Here is a 21,433-nt window from a genome sequence, read left to right as displayed (position 1 = left end):
GTTACCGATGCAGCCACATGCGAAGCGCGGAAATCAGCTGCTCGGTGTCGACGGGCTTGGCAAGATAGTCGGATGCGCCGGCTTCGAGACACTTCTCGCGGTCGCCCTTCATCGCCTTCGCAGTAAGCGCGATGATGGGAAGTCGCTGGTTCTTTTCGCTGCTCCGGATCTTCTGCATGGTCTGATAACCGTCCATCTCCGGCATCATGATATCCATCAAGACAATCGAGACATCGGTGGAGTTCAAGATTTCGATAGCTTCAAGGCCGGTGGTCGCCGTCAGAACTTCCATCCCCCGTCGCTCAAGAAGACTGCTCAGCGCAAAGATGTTTCGCGCATCGTCGTCAACCAGAAGCACCTTGCGTCCGACGAGATAATCGTCCGTGTCGTGTAGCTTTGACAATAGCTCCTGCTTCTCGGCCGGTAGTCCGGTCACAACACGATGCAGGAACAATGCAGTCTCATCCAAAAGCCGTTCCGGAGATTCTACGCCCTTGACCACGACGGTACGGGCGTATTGCCGGATCTGCAAGTTCTCCTCACTCGACAGCTCGCGCCCAGTGAAAACAATCACGGGGATATCCCGCATCGTCTCCTGACGGCTCATATGTTCCAGGATCTCAAAGCCCGACATGTCGGGCAATTTGAGGTCGAGAACGACACAATCGACGTCTTCGCGCTTCAAAATTTCGATCGCCTCTTCGCCCGTGGATGCGCCGAGGATCGCGACGTCGTCGTCTTCCAGCAGGGCGGAAACGCTCAACAGTTCGGCGTCATCGTCTTCTACGATCAGGAGCTTTTTGGTCGGCGAGGCCGAGAAACTTCCTATTTTGCGCAGGGCGGCCCTTAGCTGGTCCACGTGCAGCGGCTTGGTCAGATAGGAGTAGGCTCCGCGCGCCAACCCGTGATGACGGTCGTCGTCGAGCGTCAGCACCTGCACCGGAATATGCCGTGTAAGCGGATTGTGCTTGAGCTGACTGAGAACGGACCAGCCCAGCACGTCGGGTAAATGGATGTCGAGAGAAATCGCCGTGGGATTATAGTCTGTGGCAAGCGTCATCGCGTCCGCACCACGCTGGCAAACGATACCTTTGAAACCTGTTTCTCGCGCCGCTCCAAGCAGCACGCGCGCAAAATTGATGTCGTCCTCGATGATCAGAAGAACCTGATCGCCGGCTGCAATATTATCGCGATCATCCGCAATCGGCTCCGGCAAGGGGCTGGCGAGAGAGAGTGGCAGCGGAACGGAGGAGGGGGAGTCGGACCTTGTCCGCGTCTCATTCCCCAGCGAGGCGTAGCGAAGCGGCAGGTAAAGCGTGAAAATGCTGCCGACACCAGGTTCGCTCTTGAGCTGGATCTCGCCGCCGAGGAGGTGAGCAAGCTCGCGGCTGATTGCAAGGCCAAGTCCGGTGCCGCCATACTTGCGGCTCGTACTGGCGTCGGCCTGCTGGAACGCTTCAAAGATCAGCTTTTGCTTGTCGGCGGGAATGCCGATGCCGGAATCCTGCACTTCGAATGCCACGATCGTCTGCGCCGTCGAGAGGATCGGATGATCGCTGTTCCATTTGCTTGCCGCGGGTTTAACGGCAAGGTGAACATGGCCCTCGCGCGTAAACTTGAAGGCATTGGAGAGCAGATTTTTCAGAACCTGCTGCAGCCGTTTCGAGTCTGTGAAAATCGTTTTGCCGAGATCGGCATCGAACGTGACCTGGAAGTCGAGACCGCGCCGTTCAGCCTCGTGACGGAACGGCCGCGCCACGGCTTCGATCAAGCCATTGAACGCGATCTCTTCGGCATCAACCGACACCGTGCCCGATTCAATCTTCGACAGATCGAGGATGTCGCTGATCAGGTTCAAAAGATCGGTGCCGGCGCCATGGATCGTGCGGGCGAACTCAACCTGCCGGTCGGTCAAATTACCGTCGTGATTGTCCGTGAGCTGCTGTCCCAAAATGAGGATGCTGTTGAGCGGCGTACGCAGCTCATGGGACATGTTCGCGAGGAATTCCGACTTATAACGCGACGTCAACGCCAGCTCGGCGGCCTTCTCCTCCACGGCACGGCGAGCTTGATCGATTTCTTCGTTCTTGCGTTCCACTTCGACGTTGCGCTCGGCGAGCTGCTGCGCCTTCTGCGCCAGCTCTTCGTTCGTCTTCTGCATCGCCTTTTGCTGGTCCTGCAACTCGGCGGCGAGCTGCTGCGACTGCATCAGCAGGCTTTCGGTCTGCATCGTCGCTTCGATACTGTTCAAGACGATGCCGATGCTGACCGACAGCTGCTCCAAGAACGTCAGCTGTGCTGGCTCGAAATTGTGAAGCGAGCTGAGCGAGATGACGGCTTTGATCTGGTCTTCGAACGTGATCGGATGCACGATGACGCTGCGCGGCGAGGCCTTGAACACGACGGCGTCGATACTTCCCGTGGGCTCCGGAATGTCCGTCAGAACCCGGCGCTTCTTTTCGATCGCGCATTGTCCGATGAGTGTCGAACCAAGCTCGAGCCTCTCAGGATAGCGCGTCTCCGCGTCGTCCGCGTACTTGGCAAGGATCTTGAGCTCGCGTCCCACTGCATCGTACTGATAGATCACGCCTTGATGAGCGTTGATCAACGGAACGAGTTCCGACAGAAGCTTCTTACTGACAGTGACGACGTCGCGCTGACCCTGCAGCATGCTCGTGAAGCGCGCCAGGTTCGTCTTCAGCCAGTCCTGTTCGGTATTGAGCTGCGTCGTCAGACGCAGGTTGCCGATCATCGTGTTGATATAGTCTTTGAGTTCCGCCACCTCGCCGCGCGCTTCCACCTGAATGGAGCGCGTCAAGTCGCCCTTCGTCACCGCTGTCGTAACTTCTGCGATTGCGCGCACCTGCGTCGTGAGGTTTGCCGCAAGCAGATTGACGTTGCCGGTGAGGTCTTTCCATGTACCGGCCGCACCCGGCACGTTTGCCTGACCGCCGAGGCGGCCCTCGACGCCGACTTCGCGCGCCACCGTGGTCACCTGATCGGCGAAGAGGGCGAGCGTGTCCGTCATGTCGTTGATCGTTTCGGCGAGAGCCGCGACCTCGCCTTTCGACTTCACGGTGAGCTTGGGCTTCAGGTCGCCGTTGGCCACCGCCGTCACGACCTTCACGATGCCGCGAACCTGTTCGGTGAGGTTTGCCGCCATGACGTTCACGGTGTCGGTCAAGTCTTTCCACGTGCCAGCAACGCCGGGCACGGTCGCCTGACCGCCAAGACGCCCTTCGGTGCCGACTTCGCGTGCGACGCGCGTCACTTCCGAGGCGAACGCATTCAGCTGATCGACCATCGTGTTGATGGTGTTCTTGAGCTCGAGGATTTCGCCTTTGACGTCGACGGTGATCTTGCGCGAAAGGTCGCCGCGCGCCACGGCGGTCGTCACTTCGGCGATGTTGCGGACCTGCGCGGTCAGGTTCGCCGCGAGCAGGTTGACGTTGTCGGTCAGGTCCTTCCACGTGCCGCCGACACCCGGAACGACGGCTTGCCCGCCAAGACGGCCTTCTGTGCCAACTTCGCGTGCGACGCGCGTCACTTCGGCTGCGAACGAACGCAGCTGCTCGACCATCGTGTTCAGCGTTTCCTTGAGGAGCAAAATCTCGCCGCGCACGTCCACGGTGATCTTCTTCGAAAGGTCACCGCTCGCAATAGCGGTCGCGACCTCGGCGATATTACGAACCTGCGCCGTCAGGTTGCCGGCCATGAAGTTGACGTTGTCGGTCAGATCCTTCCACGTGCCGGCGACGCCGGGCACCTGCGCCTGTCCACCGAGCTTGCCTTCCGTGCCGACTTCGCGCGCAACGCGCGTCACTTCCGAGGCGAACGCATTCAGCTGATCGACCATCGTGTTGATGGTGTTTTTCAGTTCGAGAATTTCGCCTTTGACGTCGACCGTGATCTTGCGCGAGAGATCGCCCCGCGCCACAGCCGTCGTCACCTCGGCAATATTGCGAACCTGGCCCGTCAAATTGCCGGCCATCGAGTTGACGTTGTCGGTGAGATCCTTCCAGGTGCCGGCGACGCCGGGAACGGCGGCCTGGCCGCCGAGGCGGCCCTCCGTCCCGACCTCGCGGGCGACGCGCGTCACCTCCGAGGCGAAGGCGTTGAGCTGATCCACCATGGTGTTGATGGTGTTCTTCAACTCGAGAATCTCGCCTTTCACATCCACGGTGATTTTGCGCGAGAGATCGCCGCGCGCGACCGCCGTCGTGACCTCGGCGATGTTGCGCACCTGGGTGGTAAGGTTGGCCGCGAGGAGATTGACGTTGTCGGTGAGATCCTTCCACGTGCCGGCGACGCCTGGGACATTCGCTTGTCCACCGAGCTTGCCTTCCGTGCCGACCTCGCGTGCGACGCGCGTCACTTCACCGGCGAACGCATTCAGCTGATCGACCATCGTGTTGATGGTCTCTTTGAGTTCCAGAACCTCGCCGCGAACATCGACGTCGATCTTCTTCGAAAGGTCGCCGCTCGCAATAGCCGTCGAAACCTCGGCGATGTTGCGAACCTGCGTCGTGAGGTTCGACGCCATCGAGTTGACGCTGTCGGTCAGGTCTTTCCACGTACCGGCGACGCCGGACACCTGCGCCTGTCCGCCCAGACGGCCCTCCGTGCCCACCTCGCGCGCGACGCGCGTCACTTCCGAAGCAAACGCGTTCAACTGATCGACCATCGTGTTGATGGTCTCCTTCAGCTGCAGGATTTCGCCCGACACGTTGACGGTGATCTTCTTCGACAAGTCGCCGCGCGCGATCGCTGTTGCGACTTCGGCGATGTTGCGGACCTGACCCGTCAGGTTGCCCGCCATCGAGTTCACATTGTCAGTGAGGTCCTTCCACGTGCCCGCAACGCCGGGCACGGTCGCCTGTCCGCCAAGACGGCCTTCGGTGCCGACCTCGCGCGCCACGCGCGTAACTTCCGAAGCAAAGCCATTGAGCTGGTCCACCATCGTGTTGATGGTGTTTTTCAGTTCGAGAATCTCGCCTTTGACGTCGACGGTGATTTTGCGCGAGAGGTCGCCGCGAGCAACCGCGGTCGTCACTTCGGCGATGTTGCGCACTTGCGTCGTGAGGTTGGCCGCTAAGAGGTTGACGTTGTCGGTCAAGTCCTTCCACGTGCCGCCAACGCCCGGCACGACGGCTTGGCCGCCGAGACGGCCCTCGGTGCCGACCTCGCGCGCCACGCGCGTCACTTCGGCGGCGAACGAGCGCAGCTGCTCCACCATTGTGTTGATGGCTTCTTTCAGCTGCAGGATCTCGCCGCGCACGTCCACGGTAATTTTTTTGGACAGGTCGCCATTCGCAACCGCGATCGTCACGTCGGCAATGTTGCGAACCTGTGCCGTGAGGTTCGAAGCCATCGAGTTGACGCTCTCGGTCAGGTCTTTCCAGACGCCTGTCACCTCTCGGATCTGCGCCTGACCGCCGAGCTTGCCTTCCGTGCCGACTTCGCGCGCAACGCGCGTCACCTCGGACGTAAAGACCGAAAGCTGCTTGATCATCGTATTGACGATGGTGGCGGACCGCAGGAACTCGCCTTTAAGGGGACGGCCATCCACATCGAGACGCATTGGCTGCAGCAGGTTGCCCTGCGCCACAGCCTCGATGGTGCGCGTGACTTCGGTTGTCGGCTGCAACAGGTCGTCGATGAGCGAGTTCACCGATTGTTCCATCTCGCCCCAAGCGCCGTGCGCGAGGCCCAGCGTGACCCGCTGGTTCGTCAGGCCCTCCTTGCCGACGACATGACCCACCCGCTGCAACTGGTCGGCCATGCGCTGGTTCGTAATGATGATGTCGTTAATCGTGTCGGCGATTTTGCCCGGAAGCCCGTCCCAATCGCCGCGCATACGGACACTGAAGTCGCCGGCCTTCACGGCCTGCAACGTCTGAAGCATCTCGAACATGATGCTGCCCGGGCCCGAAGAAATGCGATCGGGCCCAACGGCTCCGAGCTGCTCGGACATGAAAAACTCCCCTCACGTACGCTTAACCTCACCCAACGCGCGGGGAGTGGGCTTGGTTCCCAGTCTCTTAATCTCTTCATCAAGGCCCAAAGGACCGCCGCCGCGCGGCCAGCCGCTGAGCGGGGAACCTCGCACCCGAGGCCCGGTTGGGCTTGAAAGGCGAAACCATTTTTAGCTCAGGAGGAGTGAGAAAAATGGGCTTCTTTTCGAAGGACATAAAATCGTTCAACGATCTGTTCGTCCACACGCTGCAAGACATCTACTATGCTGAACACCAGATCTTGGGAGCCCTTCCGATCATGATGGACAAGGCGACCGATCCGACGCTGAAGCAGGGCTTCGAGAGGCACTTCAAGGAAACCGAAGGCCAAATTAAGCGGCTGGAACGCGTCTTCGAGCTTTGTGGGGCCAAGGTCAAAGGCGTGACGTGCCCGGCGATCGACGGGATCATCGAGGAAGCCAAAGAGGTTGTGGGCGAGGTCTCGAATAAAAAGGTGCTCGACGCCGCGCTAATAGCCTCGGCGCAGGCCGTGGAGCATTATGAAATCACGCGGTACGGTACGCTGATCGCTTGGGCAGAACTGCTCGGCCGCAACGATTGCGCAGCGCTGTTGCGGCAGAACCTAGAAGAGGAGAAAGCAACGGACGCCAAGCTGACGTCGCTGGCGGAAGCGAGCCTCAATCGTAGGGCCGCATGACAGTCCAAAGAGGGATTAAGGCGGCGCCGCACGCCGGGCGGCGCGTCGTTCCTCTCTTCATTTACGGAGGCTGAAGGGTTCGTGCTCTTCGCTCGAAGAGCGCCCCGTCATCTCTTCGAGCAGACGGCTGCGGGCGCGGTTGACGCGGCTCTTCATTGTGCCGACCGCGCACCCGCACACCTTTGCTGCGTCTTCGTAAGAGAAACCTTCCGCCGTAATCAGTAGCAAGGCTTCGCGGTGGTCAGCGGTCAGGCGCATGAGCGCCTTTTGCATGTCGTCGAATTCGAGGTGCGTCAGCTGAGTCGCCGGAACGCTCGCGTTCATGGCTGCATGATCTTCGTCCAGTTCTTCCCGCTGCGACTTGCGGTAATGTGTGAAATAGGTGTTGCGCAGGATCGTAAAAAGCCACGCCTTCAAATTGGAATCTGGGACGAAAGAGTCTTTATGCGTCCAGGCCTTCAGCAGCGTTTCCTGCACAAGATCGTTGGAAAGTTGCGCATCGCCGCTGAGCGAATGAGCAAACGCTCGGAGATTTGGGATGGCCTGAATCAGGGCATCCCCGAAACTAGGGGTTTCGGTCACTCTGATTCCTCCTTGCCCTCGAGCTTGCGAACGAGTTCGAGGAGGTCATCTGGTACGGGTTCTTGAGCGATATTCTCGTACATGGCACGCATACGTTGGCCTATGAGCTGGGCAGCGAAGCCGGGCAGCCGCGGGACCGAAGGACGTGCGGCTTCGAGTTCCGGATGGCGCTCTGATTCTGGAAATTCGTCATCAGGCCGCGCACGATCATCCGGCGTATCGAGGCGTTGCTGCATGATAGCCTTATGCCCTTGAAGTTTTTGATTGGCCCCGATTGGAACAAACTCCTTCTAGAAAGTTCTGTTGGGGGCTCGAGAGGCGAACGTCGCTCGGTAGAAATTGTTCCTGTGGCGGAACCATCCCGATCGCTTGCAAGTTGTTGTTCCGGTGCATAATGGCCAGCTGGCTAAACACGCCGCGCATTAGGCGGTTCCGGAATTCGGAAAAGTTCGCCCTGGCTGGTTCGGGAGGCGCAGAATAAATGTCGATTGCCCAGACAATTCGTGTGCATTTGCCGTATTTGCGGCGGTTTGCGCGCACGTTGACGGGGGCTCAGCAAACGGGCGATGCCTACGTTGCGACGTTGCTGGAGAGCTTGGTTTCAACTCCGTCCGATTTTCCGGCGAACATGCCGGCGAGAATGGCGCTCTATAATCTGTTTCTTCGCGTCTGGAATTCAGTCCGTCTTGACGGCAACGGGGCAGAAGACGGTGCCAACGGAATTGGGACTGCTCAAAAACGCATAAATTCTATCAGCTCGCTGCCGCGTCAGGCCTTCCTGCTCGTGGCCGTGGAAGGCTTCACGTCAGCGGAGACGGCTGCAATCTTGGAGGTTGACGAACCCGAGGTTGAAAAGCTGCTCGAGATTGCAGGGCAGGAGATCGCACATCAGGTTGCGACCAACGTCCTCATCATCGAAGACGAGCTGTTGATCGCAATGGACCTTGAGACGATCGTGACCAGTCTCGGTCACACCGTGCAAGATGTTGCCACCACGAAGGCCGAGGCGCTCGCGGCGGTGAAGCGTCAGATGCCGGGGTTAATCCTTGCCGACGTCAAGCTCGCTGACGGCAGCAGTGGCTTGGAGGCGGCCAAGGAGATCGTTGCGGAAAACGAAGTGCCGATCATTTTCATAACGGCTTACCCTGAGAAGGTCCTGACTGGCGAGCGGCCAGAACCGACATTCCTCATCTCCAAGCCGTTCCAGCGCGACACGGTCATGGCGATTATCAGCCAGGCTCTTTTTTTTGACACCAAAGCGCACCCGCGAACCGCTGCGGCTTAACGGGCGCGTGGTTAGCTTGGGCAATTCTTCGGCAAGCCGTTCACGGAGCTGGCAGGCCAAACTTGACCGTTGTGCGCATCTCCCCTTGTAATACAGTAACACAGATGTGAATCCGCCCGCCGTGGTTTCTTCGGTAAGAGCGGAGGGTAGAAATGAAGGGGAGAACATCGATGAAACTCGCTCAGGGCTTGGTGATCGCTGGCGCGGTTGCCGGGATGCTCATTGGGGCCCCGCTGGCGGACGCCGCGGGCATTGCTGTTGGCAAGAAGCTGGAGCTTCGGGTTGATGCCAAGAAGATGAACGAAGAGCGCCAGCGGCTCTGGGCCCAGTTCGGTGGCTGGTGTTCGATCAAAGACTGGCACCCGGCCGTAGCGGAGTGCGAGGAACTGACTGAGGGCGACGCGAAGCTGCGCATTTTGACGCTGAAGGACGGCGGTAAGATCAAGGAAAAGCTCCTCGATGAAAAGCCGAACTTCTACCGCTACGAAATCCTAGAAAGCCCATTCCCGGTCAAAGATTATCAGGCCCAGTTTGCGCTGACGCCCGACGACGACGACGAGGACGAAATCAACTTCGCCTGGTCGGCCGTTTTCGATGCCAAGGACGGCAGCACCGACAAGGAAGCCAAGGACGTGATCGACGGTGTCTTCAAGGCGGGCCTCGACAACATCAAGGCAACCGCAGGCGGCGTGCCCGACAACGACTGATCGCTGTCAATTCCGGATTGTGAGAAAGGCGCTGCTCATGCAGCGCCTTTTCTGCTTCAGGTCTTTAAAGTCTCAAGCGCGAGGCGGATGAGATCAGCCGTACGATTGACGCCAAGCTTGACCTTCATCTGCGTGCAGATGTTCGCGACAGTTTTGTAGGCAATGCCGAGACTGTCGGAAATGGCTGTCATGCTCTTGCCTTGGCCGAGCATGCGAAGGATCTCGACCTCGCGTATCGACAACGCCTGCAGGGGATCGTCGGAGGAAATCTGACTGACCGCAATGCGCGAGGCGAGATCGCGGTCGATGTATTGCTCGCCCGTCCGCACTTTACGAATGGCGCTGATCAGCTCCTCGACAGGCGCGCTCTTGCTGACGTAGCCGCGAGCCCCGCCGCGAAGCGCGCGAACGGCATAAAGCGGTTCATGATGCATGCTGAAGACCACGACGCGCGCTGCGCTGTCGGCGGCCATGATCCGTCTCAAGACCTCAAGCCCGCCCGCGCCTTCGAGGTTGAGGTCGAGAACGACCACATCGGGACGCTGCGCAGTATAGACGGCGAGCGCATCGTCGATGCCGGCTGTCTCAAGCACTTCGGCTTCAAAATGCGCAACAAAGAGCTTCCTCAGACCCTCACGAACTACGCCGTGATCGTCGACGATTAGAATTTTCATGCCGCACTCGTTGTTAGTGGTTCTTGTCTGTTCGGCTTGCCGTTCGTGGCGGGGAGGGGGAGTTCAGCGATCAGCATGACGCCTTTGCCTTCCTCCTGATCGGCGATGCTGAGCCTTCCGTTGAGAGAGCCCACGCGTTCGCGCATTCCAGTAAGGCCGAAACCTCTGCCGGTCTTCGCAGTAATCCCACATCCATTGTCGGCGACGACGATGCGCAGTGTTCCGCTTTCGGTACGCCGCACGGAAAGTCCGATCGCGCTGGGCTGTCCGTGGCGAACGGCATTACTGGTGCCTTCCTGGAGAACGCGGAAGGCCACCTCTTCGATCGCTGTCGGAAAGCGCTCATCTTCGATGTCCAACTGGAAATTGATTTGCGGATGCCGCGCCTTCCAGAAGCCGGCGAGTTGCTCGACCGCGATTGCCAATCCCTGATCGATCAGATGGGCTGGGCGCAATCGGCTCAGCACCCCGCGCAGATGTACCTTCATATGCTGGACAGACTGCCGGATGGCGTGACTGCGATCGATGATCTCGTCGGATGCATTCCGCGATACGAGTAAGGGGATCGACTGCGCATCGACATCTGCAGCGAAAAGAAATGGGCCGATCTCATCGTGGAGATCCCGCGCGATTTCGGACCGCTCTTCCTCCTGCACGGTCGAAAGCTGCTCGTTGAGCCGCTGGTTCTGCTGCTCGGCGTCCCGCAGTTGCTCGGCCATGCGATTGAAAGCGCGGTAGATACGCTTCAGATCGTCGGGCCCGTCTTCGGCAACGTGCGCGGTGTAATCGCCTTCTCCGACGCGATCGAGCGCCGATGAGAGCTGCTCGAGCGGCCGCAGTGCACGGCCGAGCGATGCGTAGATCAGCGCCAGGACGATTGTGCAGAAGCTACCGATGATGGCGAACTTGAGTTGGAGATCTTCCCAGACCTCGCCCACTTCGCTGTGCGAGTCCGCAGCGATCGTGATCGTGCCGATGTTCCTCAGGTCGCCCGGAAGATCGAACGTGCGCTCTCGCGGCGCACCCGAAAGCAGCCGGTAGAGCCAACGCGGCGGCGGGTCCGCCGGCGGCAGTAGGCGGGAGGCATGAACGAATTTTCCATCGCGAGAGATGAGGCTTACCTTGACATGGCGGTCGCCGTCGAACGACGAAACCAGCCGAAGCACCTGCGAGCGGGCGTCGCTGCCGGCAGTAATCGTCAAAAGCGCATCGCTGACGGCGCTCGCAGCCACGTCGACCGCGGATGACATTTCGAGGTCAACCTTCCGAAGACCATTCCAATAGGAAAGGGCGCCTCCGGCGAGAAGGCAAAGCGCCAGGACGAGCGCGACAAACGCGAGAAGGCGGCGTCTCAGTGGCATCCTAAATTTCGCCGAAGCTGTGTAATATTGTAGCTTTGAGCTACACTGAGTTTGCCGTCAAGTTCTAGAACGTGAAGGGAAAAATTCCCGTCCGCCCGATTGGCAGAGTTTCTGCATGTTTCTCCCTTGAGGGATGATCATTGCACGGGGCTGTGCCGGTTTATGTCGAATTTTAATTTATATGTCTCGAACTTGAACCGAGTGCTGCGTGCGCAGTTGATTGCGGAACAAGCGGCTTTGGCACGGCGGGCCAACATTCGGCTTTCGATCGTGGGCGAACCCTTCGAGCAAAATTCCCGAGACGAGTTGAATCGAGGTTCTGACCTGCGGGCAGAGCCTCGGGAATTAACCACGCTGGCCCAGAAGCTTGGAAGCTCGGAGCGGTAGCTGCGCGCGTCGGATCTCAGCCTTCTCATAGAAATCCAGAACCGCATCGGTCATTGCAGAAACCGTATATGTCGTCTGGACCTTCGCCTTCAGGCGGCTCGCGCGTTCCCGCGCCGCCTCCATATTGTCGAGTGTATCGATGAGAGCGCGCGCGAGTTGATCGACGTCGCCAGCTTCGATCAACTGAGTATCCATGCCGGCAACAATCTCGGGAATGCCGCCGACGTTGGTTGCAATCAGCGGCAGACCGGCCGCCGACGCCTCAAGCACGATGTACGGGAAGCTTTCGGCACGAGACGGGACGACCATGACGCGGCCGAGCTTGAATGCTTCGCGTGCAGGCATGGCACCGGTAAAATGCACGACGTCATCAAGGCCGAGGCTCGTCGCAAGGCTGCGCAAGTCCTCGCCCTCGGGACCCGAGCCTACGATTGCCGCTGTGATCGCGCGCGATCTTCTCACGTCTGCAATGGCCTTCAGGAGAACGTCGACGCCCTTGAGTTGCCGGAGTTCGCCGACGAAAAGCACGTCCTTCGCATGGGCGTCGGCAACAGCAGGCGTGAAGTCGCTGGTTCCAAGTCCGTTCGGAATGATGCGTTGCGGAGCCACCATGCCTCCGACGTGCAACGCATACTTCTGCGCCGCGTACTCGCTCTCGAAGATGATGCCGGTCGTCATCGAGTCGAGGTTACGCTCGACTGAGAGCAAGAATTTGCTCTCCAGCGTGCCTGGCTTGAAGTTCAGGCTGCCGCCGTGCGGCGTGTAGAATGATTTGACATCGCGGCCCGAAACCGAGAGCCCATAGGACGCGAGACGCGCATACGCGCCGCCTTTGGCGCCATGTCCGTGAATGACGTCGAGATCAAGTTGGCGCGCATGCCGGAAGGTCGCGTGCACGGCCGCAAAATCGCCCATACCCGGCATGCGTTTCATCGGGATTCGCGCGATGCCGAGGGTGAGTTTGGGCGCGAGCGCTGCGAACTTTCCGGCCGTCAAGCGATCTTCGGCTGTGCTCCCGGCGAGAATGCCGACATCGTGCCCACGGCTCGCCTGCGCTTCAGCAAGGTCGAGAACATGACGGAATAGACCACCGACGGGTGCCCGGAAGCAGTGAAGTATCCGCATCTCTTGCTTTCTCGACTTCTATTCGGGGGAGGGGACGAGCGATCAGAAAAATCTCTCGAATACGTAGACGGTGTCGCTGGGTCTCACGGGGAAGTCGCCGGGCACTTCGAGGTCTTGCACGAAGCCGTTGACGCGCCGTTTCACGCGGAAGCTGCGTTCGCTCGCGCGTTCCGTATAGCCACCAGCGATGGCGACAGCGGTCTCAACCGTCATTCCCGAAACATAGGGGTATTGGCCCGCATTCTTCACCTCTCCCAGAATGAAGAATGGGCGGTTCTGCTGAATGTCGACGGTGACTTGGGGGTCCTTGACGTATTCGCTGCCGAGCCGCGAACGGATGATGCCTTGCAATTCGTTCGTCGTCTTGCCGCGCGCGGTTACGTTGCCGATCAGCGGCACTGAAATTTTGCCTTCCTGATTGACGATATAGAGGCGGGAAAGATTTGGCTGGCCATAAACGAAAATGCGCAGCCGGTCGCCGGTATCCAGCAGGTATGGACCCTCGGCGGGCCCTGCAACTTCCGTGTAGACGGCAGGCGTGCCCCATACGACCGTCTCTGCCGATGCTCGCGTAACGGGAAGCGGATATCCATCCTTCACCGAAGCCCCGTCATCGTAGATCGCGACATCGCCGGCGATGCGTGGATCGATGAAGTCCCCGGGCGAGCAGGCGCCTGCGAGCACCGATAGGGTGGCTACAAACATCGAAAGCAGGCGGACTGACATCGGCAACATTTCCGGCACTAAATGAACAGCCGGAACATTAGGAGGGTGAGGTTAACAAAATCTGAGAGGCTGTATTTTTTCGACGCGCTTAAGCAGTTGCTAACCTCGGCAACCGCTTATTGGCAGTGCGCTGAAACCTTTGACCGAGCACAGATATGCCGCCGCGAACCTCCGCTTCGCCCGACGAAATCCAAATGTCGACTGTCTTCGGCGCCTTGCTACGCAAGGGCCGTTGGCTTGTCCTTTCAAGCTTGGCGCTCGGCGCTGCAACATTCTTCCTGCTGACGATGATGGCGCCGCGCTATCAAAGCGAAGCCGAGCTGGCCATCGTGGCGAAGGGTGCATCGAGCACGTTCTCAGATCCTCGCAGCGCAACGGCGGGTCCGGACCTCGTTACGACGCGGATGGACAAAGAAGCCATCAACACGCACGTGCGGGCGCTCCAATCGCCCGATCTCATGCAGCAGATCGCAAGCGAACTGAAGCTCAACGAGCGCCCCGAATTCAACAGTGCGCTGGGGCCGGTGGATAAGATCGACGCCGCGCTTCGCATGATTGGCATCGGCGGACCGCGCAGCGGCGAAAGCGAACGCGACCGCGTCATGTCGGCCTTTCGCAGCCGACTTGAAGTCTACTCGGCGAAGGAAAGCCGCTTCATCGGCGTCCGCATGACGTCGCTCGATCCCGAACTCGCGGCCCAGATTGCCAACGCTTTGACGGAAACCTACCGCGCGTCGCTCGCCGAGCAGGGCGTGACCGAGATCGACGATCTGCAGACCGTCTTGAAGACGAAAATAGACAAGCTGTCGGCCGAGGTCGCAAGCGCGGAAACTGAGGTTGACCGCTATCGCGGCAAGATCGACGGCTTCCGCGGCGGCTCTCAGAATACGGGTCTTAATGAGCAGCAGATGTCGGAGCTGACCGCAGAGTTGACGCGGGCCAAGGCGGCTCGCGGCGAGGCGGAAGCGCGCGCCGCATCAGCGCGCGAGATGATGAAGGCGGGCTCCGCCGATGCCCTGGCCGACGTGCAGAAATCCCCGCTCATTCAAAATCTCGTACAGCAGCGCGTACGCATCGAACGCCAGATCTCGGAGCTTTCAGCAACGCTCCTTCCAGGCCATCCCCGCATGCGTCAGCTCAATGCGGATCTGGCCGGCCTGAAACTGCAGATCGACTCTGAAATTCGCAAGATCGTTGCGAGCCTCGAAAAGGAAGCAAAGGTTGCGCAAGGCCGCGAGACGAGCATTGCCCAAAGCCTTGCCGACATCAAAACCCGCATCGTGACGAATGCGCCGGAAGAGGCGCAGCTTCGTCAGTTGGAAGCCAACGCCAAAGCCAAGCGCACCGAGCTTGAAAACCTGCAGGCGCAGCTCGAGGCCAATCGCAAGAAGCTCGATGCGCGCGCCCAGCCTGTCGAGGCGCAGATCATCTCGAAGGCGCAGCCTGAAAGCGTGCCGATCTTCCCGAAGAAAGGCCAGCTTTCCGCGCTCGTCGCCTTTGCCACGCTGATGTTCGGAACGGCCTGGATCGTCATGGGCGCCCTGTTCCAAACTGTGCCGCCGCAGGGATATCGCAGGAAGGATGCAACCGACCGGCGTCATCGCGAACCGATGCTGCCCGCCGGCCGGGACGAGCCGCTCATCACCGAAATGCCCGACGAACCCGTCGAGCCAGTCATTCCGGAGCCGCCGGTGTTTGCAAAGCCCGCTACCGCCGCAGCGCCGGAGCTGGAGACTTTGGCAGGTGACCTGGAGATGCCGGAGCACGGCCCGCTGCCTGTCGTCTTCAAGGGCGGCGAGATGCGGGAGTTGGCCGAACGGATCAAGGAACGGCGCACCGCGAGCGGCGGCTATCGTACGTTGATTACGAGTGAGACCGACGAAATTACGCCCTACACCGAGGCGATCGAACTCGTGAAGGAACTGGCGAGAGGGGGCGCTCAGCCCATCCTCATCGATTGGAGCCCGAGCGGCGACGGCCTTGCACGTGAAGCCGGCCTGGACATGAGCGCAGGCTTCAACGATTTGCTCGCCGGTAACGCAGGCTTCGACGAGATCATCCAACGCCTTCCGGGAACGCACGCGCACGTCGTCGCGAGCGGCGAGGCATTGAGCGATGAAAACGAGATTGATGTCGACCGTTTGAACCTCATTCTCGACGCGCTCGACGAGACCTACGATCATATCGTCGTGGCCGGCCGCCACGAGGAGGCGAGAAACCTCTTCGAAGACATGGAAGGCCGGTTTGATGCGGGCATTGCCGTCGCAACCTCATATCGAGGCGGGCCCCCGAGCCAAGCACAGGCAAACATGTTCCTCGGCTTCGAGGTCGCCGAAATCGATGTCATCCGCTACGAGCGGCAGGAGGAATTCCCTGACACGCTGGTACAGCGCCTTGCGCGCGTCACGCAACCGCGCGAGCCAGTGGCGCGCCAAGCCTAGAACCATCCGGTCAACATGTAGGGAGCGGGGAGTATGGGGCGTCAAACAACCAAGGTGCTGAAAGCTATTCTTGGCGCCCTCCATTATTCCGGCTTCGCGAAACTCGCGGCCCGCAAGTCCCGGCCTAGCGGCGTTGTGCTGATGCTGCATCACGTGACGCCCGATGCGCCCCGTGGCTTTGAGCCAAATGGCATCCTGAAGGTCACGCCCGATTTTCTAGAAGAGGTCATTGCCACTGTCCGCCGCGAGGGCTTCGAAATTATCAGTCTGGACGAGGTCAAGGCGCGGCTTGAGAGCCCGTCCATCAACGACAAGCCATTCGCGGTCTTCACGCTGGATGACGGCTATCGGGATAACCGCGATTTCGCCTATCCGATTTTCAAGCGTCACAACGTTCCGTTCACGATCTACGTGCCGGCAGCCTACGCGGATGGAGAGGGCGATCTCTGGTGGCTCGTGCTCGAAGAGGCACTGAGGCTGCTTCCAAACGCCAAGATCGACCGCGACGGCGTTCCAAAGATTTACACGCTGGTCGACGACGCGCAAAAGACGGCCGCGTTCGAAGACATTTACTGGTGGCTGCGCCGAATGCCGGAAGCGCGGGCGCGCGCCATCACTCGCGACCTCGCCTCACAGGCTGGCTTCGATCCCATCGCACTCTGCCGCAAGCTGGTGATGAACTGGGACGAAATCCGCGCGCTGGCGAAGGACCCGCTCGTCACGATCGCCGCGCACACGTGCAACCATTTCGCGCTCGCCAAATTGCCCCTGGCCGATGCAACGCGAGAAATGGCCGATAGCATCGCCCGAGTCAGTGAAGAGCTGGGCAAGCCCTGCCGCCATTTCAGTTATCCCTACGGCGATGAGACGAGTGCGGGTGAACGGGAATTCGAACTTGCTGAAAGCCTAGGGCTCGAAACTGCAGTCACGACACGTAAGGGACTGATCCAGCCGGCGCACACCCAAGCGCTCACGGCGCTGCCACGTCTCTCCCTCAATGGCGACTTCCAGGATCAGCGCTTTGTCAGCGTCCTCTTGTCCGGCCTGCCGTTTGCCCTTCGCGATCGCGCGAAGCGCGCGCGGGCGTTGCTGGGACCGGGAAGGGCAGGGGACTCACGCGTCGGGGCGCTGCATCCAGGAAATGAGCCAGCCGGCGGGTAGAACCCAGAGCAGTCCAGCCACGACGTAGTAAACGAGCTCGGCGGCCTTGCTGACGTTGCGCACTTGCAGGACGACGGCCACTGCGACAGCCAGAACCGCATAACCGGCGATCAGCAAAAGCAGCGCGACCGTCCCCACAAGCTTCCTTTTGCGTTGCGTCATATTTTCGAATTTGCCCCCGAACTTTGGGTTTTGCGACGGCGCGCTGATAGGCGCATTGGTCCTGACCGGGTGATTGAGTATCACACCCGCACTGGGACGGCTTTGAGGATATGTCCGACCGATGACGATGACGCAACTTTCCGGAACCCGGGAATTCGCAGCCCCTTCGCGTGACGCGGGCAACCGGGCCGTTTCCCTATGGCTATGGTTCGTCGCCCTGCTCGTTTTTGCGATGGTCGTCGTCGGCGGAGCGACCCGGCTGACGGAGAGCGGCCTCTCCATCACCGAATGGCAGCCGCTGCTTGGCGCTTTCCCCCCGCTTGACCAAGCCGACTGGAGAGCCGCCTTCGAGAAGTACAAGCAGATCCCTCAGTACACCGCCCTCAACCACGGCATGTCGCTCGAGGAATTCAAGTTCATCTACTGGTGGGAGTGGAGCCACCGGTTCCTCGGCCGCTTTATCGGCATCGTCTTCGCGCTGCCGCTCGCGTTCTTCTGGTGGACCGGGCGTCTCGACCGTGGCACGGGCATCAAGTTTCTGGGCATCCTCGCGCTCGGCGCGCTTCAGGGCGTGATTGGCTGGTACATGGTGAAGTCCGGCTTGGTTGACCGCACCGAGGTCAGCCAGTATCGGCTCGCGCTGCACCTCACGACTGCCTTCCTGATCCTCGGCCTGCTCGTCTGGCTGGCACTCGAGGAGTGGCCCTCAGAACCCCACGTCACCGGCGAAGTTGCGACCCCGCTCATCAAGCGCATGGCCGTGATCATCCTCGCGGCCATCACCCTGCAGGTCGTTCTCGGCGCGTTCGTCGCAGGCCTTCGGGCCGGATATATCTACAACACGTGGCCGACCATGGACGGCCAGTGGTTCCCGAGCGACTACTGGACCAATCCGGCATACCTCAGCTTCTTCGAAGGACATGCCGCTACGCAATTCAATCATCGCGTGATGGCTTATATCGTCACCGCGCTGGTCCTGGTGCAGATCGGACTGACCTACCTGAAGCCGGTCGATGATCGCATCCGGCTGACGGCCGTCTGGCTCGGCGGCGCGATCATCCTGCAGGTCGCGCTGGGTATCGCCACGCTTCTCAGCCACGTTTCGTTGGATCTGGGGCTTGCCCACCAGGCCGTCGGCGCCATCGTCTTCGCGGCCGCCGTAGTGCATCTCTATGCGACGCGCCGCGCCGGCATCGTGCCCCGCGACTTCTCTAGTCGAGGCCGAGCATCAGCTTGATGTTCTGAACGGCCGCACCTGCGGCCCCCTTGCCCAGATTGTCGAGCCGCGCAACCAGCACGGCTTGGCCAAGCTCAGGCTTCCCGAATACGAAGAGCTCAAGCCGGTCGGTATCGTTCAAGCCTTCCGCTACAATCCGTCCGGCAGCCGGGGCCGCGCCAACGCTAACGAGCGCGGCGCCCTTGTAGTAGGCGCGGAACGTGGCTTCGATATCGGCCACGCTCGGGCGCCCTGTCAGCGTATCGAGGTGGAGGGGCAGAGACACAAGCATGCCTTTGCGGAAGTTGCCCACGCTCGGCACGAAGATTGGCCGCCGCGTCAGGCCTGAATACTTCTGCAATTCCGGCACGTGCTTGTGCTCAAGGCCAAGCCCGTACAGCTCGAACGCAGGCGCGGTACCCGCTTCATAGGCCTCGATCATGCTGCGGCCGCCGCCCGAATATCCCGACACCGCGTTGACGCTGATCGGGTAATCGGGCTCGATGAGCCCGGCTTCGACGAGCGGGCGGATGAGCGCGATGCCGCCAGTCGGATAGCAGCCGGGATTGGCAACACGCGTCGCATTGCGGATCGCCTCAGCCTGGCTCGGCGCCAGCTCGGCGAAGCCATAGACCCAGCCTTCAGCCACACGATGCGCCGTCGAAGCATCGACGATCTTGGGCGCGTTCGTACCCAGCTCATCGGCAAGCGCCACCGTCTCCTTGGCCGCATCGTCCGGCAGGCACAGCACGACGAGATCGACATTACGCAGCATCTCAGCCCGCGCCTCGCGGTCCTTCCGCTTCGCCGGGTCGATGCTGCGAACTTCGATCTGGCCGACGTTTGCCAGCCGGTCCCGAATCTCGAGACCGGTCGTACCCGCTTCCCCGTCGATGAAGATGCGGGCCAGCTTGGTGTTTGCCGTCGTCATGGTCATAGCTTTAACCGCCAAACTATCCGCCGAACCCAAGCCGGTGCTTGATGCCTTGCAGGATCGTCTCGGAGCAGCCGACGCCGTAGGCCTCGCACACGATGCGGTGGCTGTCGCGATAGATCATGTCGAGCGCCACATAGAGGATGATGAGAAGGCCGATCCAGGCGATCCAGGGATACTTAGCCAGAAGCTTGGCGATGTAGGTGGAGGCGACGGCCATCAGGATAATGGCAACCGCCAAGCCGATGACCAGAACCAGGGTGGATTCGCCCGCGGCGCCGGCAACCGCCAGCACGTTGTCGAGCGACATCGACAGGTCGGCGAGGATAATCGTCCAGAGCGCGCTCCAGAACGTCGCCTGATGGGCTGGGTCAGGCGCGCCCGAGGCGAGCTTCTTTTCCACTTCGTCGATGGAATGCTCTTCGCCTTCGACGATCTGCCGGCACATCTTCCAGCAGACGAAAAGCAGCAAAAGACCGCCCGCCAGAGTCAGTCCGATCACCTGCAGCATCTGCTGCGCAACACCTGAGAAAAGGATCCGGAGGACGACGGCACCGAGGATGCCCCAGAAGATCACCTTGGTGCGCATGGACTGCTGAACGCGCGAAGCCGCCATACCAACGACAATCGCGTTGTCGCCGGCAAGCGTCAGGTCGATCATGAGGATGTTGAAGAGGGCGACCCAATGCGTGCGCCACCAGTCGGGCGTCACGAGGTAGCCAATATCGGTAACAAGCGTCGAGATAAGCTCGTGCATGCCGTTCAGCAGCCAGTCCATAGTGTCTCCAAATCCCCTCGCCGAAACGGCCGAGCCGCGCTTGCTTGTCGACGGTATGTGGCATTGCTGCGGAGCACCCGCAACCCTCCTGCCACACAATAAAACAGCCCGCCAAATGGACGGGCTGCTTTCGTCTTGAACGTTCCAGAGGTCCCGAGCGACTAGCGCTTCGAGAACTGGAAGGATTTGCGAGCCTTGACCTTGCCGTACTTCTTACGTTCGACAACGCGGCTGTCGCGCGTCAGGAAGCCCTGCTTCTTCAGCACGCCACGAAGATCCGGCTCATAATAGGTGAGGGCCTTCGAGATGCCGTGACGGACAGCGCCGGCCTGGCCGGAAAGTCCGCCGCCTGCGACCGAAATACGAATATCGTACTGCGTCGAGCGGTTGGCGAGGTTCAGCGGCTGCTGCAGAAGCATCTGCAGAACCGGACGGGCGAAATAGGCCTTGAAGTCCTTGTCGTTGACCGTGATGAGGCCCTTGCCGGGCTTCAGCCAGACGCGGGCGACAGCGTTCTTACGCTTGCCGGTTGCGTAGGCGCGGCCAAGCTTGTCGAGCTTCTGGGTCCGGACAGGCGCGGCCTGCGGTTCGTCGCCCTTGACGGCGGCGAGATCGGCCAGGGTCTTTGTTTCAGTAGCCATGGATCTCAGACCCTCACATTCTTACGGTTGAGCTTCGCGACGTCGAGCTTCTCCGGGTTCTGCGCTTCGTGCGGATGCGCGCCACCCTTATAGACTCGGAGGTTGCGCATGATCTGACGGTGCAGAGGACCGCGTGCAAGCATGCGCTCGACGGCCTTCTCGATGATCCGCTCGGGATGCTTGCTGTCGAGGATCTGGCGCGGCGTGCGCTCTTTGATGCCGCCCGGATAGCCGGTGTGGCGGTAGTAGACCTTGTCTTCGCGCTTGGCGCCGGTGAAGACGACCTTCTCAGCGTTGATGACGACGATGTTGTCGCCGCAATCGACGTGAGGCGTGTAAATCGCTTTGTGTTTGCCCTTGAGGCGGGTCGCGATGAGAGCGGCAAGTCGGCCGACAACGAGCCCTTCGGCGTCGATGAGAACCCACTTCTTCTCCACCGTGGCCGGCTTGGCGACATAGGTAGACATTATGTTGAAGCTCCTTGGCGGATGGCTGCGCACGCTTCAATCGTCCACTGCGCGCTGCATTCCGAGAAGCCGCGTGCATACTCGAAATCACCGCAGCGTTGCAAGGAGAATTTA

Annotated in this window: 18 protein-coding genes; 6 read left to right on the top strand and 12 right to left on the bottom strand. The window is 60.4% G+C overall.

Annotation, left to right across the window (positions count from 1 at the left end):
* Window position 1: 1 nt before the first annotated feature.
* Complete coding sequence (locus VFG26_RS06955; protein ID WP_325023721.1) at window positions 2–5,914, bottom strand: HAMP domain-containing protein; 5,913 nt, start codon at window positions 5,912–5,914, stop codon at window positions 2–4.
* A gap of 254 nt (window positions 5,915–6,168) precedes the next feature.
* On the opposite strand from VFG26_RS06955, the gene VFG26_RS06950 reads away from it, so the two are divergent.
* Window positions 6,169–6,672, top strand: a complete 504-nt coding sequence (locus VFG26_RS06950) for a ferritin-like domain-containing protein (RefSeq protein ID WP_325023633.1) — start codon at window positions 6,169–6,171, stop codon at window positions 6,670–6,672.
* Window positions 6,673–6,729: 57 nt separating this feature from the next.
* On the opposite strand, the gene VFG26_RS06945 is transcribed toward VFG26_RS06950, so the two are convergent.
* Complete coding sequence (locus VFG26_RS06945; RefSeq protein WP_325023631.1) at window positions 6,730–7,254, bottom strand: sigma-70 family RNA polymerase sigma factor; 525 nt, start codon at window positions 7,252–7,254, stop codon at window positions 6,730–6,732.
* Complete coding sequence (locus tag VFG26_RS06940) at window positions 7,251–7,490, bottom strand: NepR family anti-sigma factor (RefSeq protein WP_325023629.1); 240 nt, start codon at window positions 7,488–7,490, stop codon at window positions 7,251–7,253. Before VFG26_RS06940 ends, VFG26_RS06945 begins: the two co-directional genes overlap by 4 nt.
* A 245-nt stretch (window positions 7,491–7,735) precedes the next feature.
* Between VFG26_RS06940 and VFG26_RS06935 the strand changes: the two genes are divergently transcribed.
* Together VFG26_RS06935 and VFG26_RS06930 are read left to right on the top strand one after the other, a co-directional pair.
* Window positions 7,736–8,539 (top strand): response regulator, encoded by an 804-nt coding sequence (locus VFG26_RS06935; protein ID WP_325023627.1) that lies wholly within the window; start codon window positions 7,736–7,738, stop codon window positions 8,537–8,539.
* A gap of 170 nt (window positions 8,540–8,709) precedes the next feature.
* Window positions 8,710–9,246 carry an SRPBCC family protein gene (locus VFG26_RS06930; protein ID WP_325023626.1) on the top strand — a complete coding sequence of 179 codons (537 nt, stop codon included), beginning with the start codon at window positions 8,710–8,712 and terminating at the stop codon, window positions 9,244–9,246.
* Window positions 9,247–9,302: 56 nt separating this feature from the next.
* On the opposite strand, the gene VFG26_RS06925 is transcribed toward VFG26_RS06930, so the two are convergent.
* The 4 genes from VFG26_RS06925 to VFG26_RS06910 all read right to left on the bottom strand — a co-directional run bounded on the left by VFG26_RS06925 (window position 9,303) and on the right by VFG26_RS06910 (window position 13,519).
* Complete coding sequence (locus VFG26_RS06925) at window positions 9,303–9,920, bottom strand: response regulator transcription factor (protein WP_325023623.1); 618 nt, start codon at window positions 9,918–9,920, stop codon at window positions 9,303–9,305.
* Window positions 9,917–11,281, bottom strand: coding sequence for a HAMP domain-containing protein (locus VFG26_RS06920; RefSeq protein ID WP_325023621.1), 1,365 nt, complete (start codon window positions 11,279–11,281; stop codon window positions 9,917–9,919). Before VFG26_RS06920 ends, VFG26_RS06925 begins: the two co-directional genes overlap by 4 nt.
* A gap of 345 nt (window positions 11,282–11,626) precedes the next feature.
* A complete protein-coding gene (locus VFG26_RS06915; protein ID WP_325023619.1) occupies window positions 11,627–12,793 on the bottom strand; it encodes a glycosyltransferase family 4 protein in 1,167 nt (388 codons plus the stop codon).
* A gap of 42 nt (window positions 12,794–12,835) precedes the next feature.
* A complete protein-coding gene (locus VFG26_RS06910) occupies window positions 12,836–13,519 on the bottom strand; it encodes a polysaccharide biosynthesis/export family protein (protein ID WP_325023617.1) in 684 nt (227 codons plus the stop codon).
* 194 nt (window positions 13,520–13,713) lie between these two features.
* On the opposite strand from VFG26_RS06910, the gene VFG26_RS06905 reads away from it, so the two are divergent.
* Both VFG26_RS06905 and VFG26_RS06900 read left to right on the top strand, forming a co-directional pair.
* The gene (locus VFG26_RS06905) at window positions 13,714–15,960 is read left to right on the top strand and encodes a GumC family protein (protein WP_325023615.1); all 2,247 of its coding nucleotides are present in this window, start codon (window positions 13,714–13,716) and stop codon (window positions 15,958–15,960) included.
* 33 nt (window positions 15,961–15,993) lie between these two features.
* Window positions 15,994–17,121 carry a polysaccharide deacetylase family protein gene (locus VFG26_RS06900; protein WP_325023613.1) on the top strand — a complete coding sequence of 376 codons (1,128 nt, stop codon included), beginning with the start codon at window positions 15,994–15,996 and terminating at the stop codon, window positions 17,119–17,121.
* On the opposite strand, the gene VFG26_RS06895 is transcribed toward VFG26_RS06900, so the two are convergent.
* Window positions 17,074–17,283, bottom strand: coding sequence for a DUF2842 domain-containing protein (locus VFG26_RS06895; RefSeq protein WP_325023611.1), 210 nt, complete (start codon window positions 17,281–17,283; stop codon window positions 17,074–17,076). The genes VFG26_RS06900 and VFG26_RS06895 overlap by 48 nt on opposite strands.
* A gap of 121 nt (window positions 17,284–17,404) precedes the next feature.
* On the opposite strand from VFG26_RS06895, the gene VFG26_RS06890 reads away from it, so the two are divergent.
* Entirely contained in the window at window positions 17,405–18,520 is a 1,116-nt protein-coding gene (locus VFG26_RS06890) for a COX15/CtaA family protein (RefSeq protein WP_325023609.1), read from the top strand.
* Here VFG26_RS06890 and argC read toward each other — a convergent pair.
* The 4 genes from argC to rplM all read right to left on the bottom strand — a co-directional run bounded on the left by argC (window position 18,495) and on the right by rplM (window position 21,319).
* Window positions 18,495–19,430: an N-acetyl-gamma-glutamyl-phosphate reductase gene (gene argC, locus VFG26_RS06885; protein ID WP_414653266.1), complete on the bottom strand. Its 936-nt coding sequence runs from the start codon at window positions 19,428–19,430 to the stop codon at window positions 18,495–18,497. The two genes, VFG26_RS06890 and argC, sit on opposite strands and share 26 nt — an antisense overlap.
* Before the next feature lie 22 nt (window positions 19,431–19,452).
* Complete coding sequence (locus tag VFG26_RS06880) at window positions 19,453–20,211, bottom strand: TerC family protein (RefSeq protein WP_325023605.1); 759 nt, start codon at window positions 20,209–20,211, stop codon at window positions 19,453–19,455.
* 161 nt (window positions 20,212–20,372) lie between these two features.
* On the bottom strand, window positions 20,373–20,852 hold the full coding sequence (rpsI, locus tag VFG26_RS06875; RefSeq protein WP_325023603.1) for a 30S ribosomal protein S9: 480 nt from the start codon (window positions 20,850–20,852) through the stop codon (window positions 20,373–20,375).
* Between the two features lie 5 nt (window positions 20,853–20,857).
* Window positions 20,858–21,319 carry a 50S ribosomal protein L13 gene (gene rplM, locus VFG26_RS06870; protein WP_325023600.1) on the bottom strand — a complete coding sequence of 154 codons (462 nt, stop codon included), beginning with the start codon at window positions 21,317–21,319 and terminating at the stop codon, window positions 20,858–20,860.
* Window positions 21,320–21,433 lie beyond the last annotated feature (114 nt).

Origin of the sequence: Hyphomicrobium sp. (assembly GCF_035687085.1) — a bacterium.
Classification (GTDB): domain Bacteria; phylum Pseudomonadota; class Alphaproteobacteria; order Rhizobiales; family Hyphomicrobiaceae; genus Hyphomicrobium_B.
Note: the sequence above shows the minus strand (reverse complement) of the source record. Positions and strands in the feature narration are given on the sequence as shown.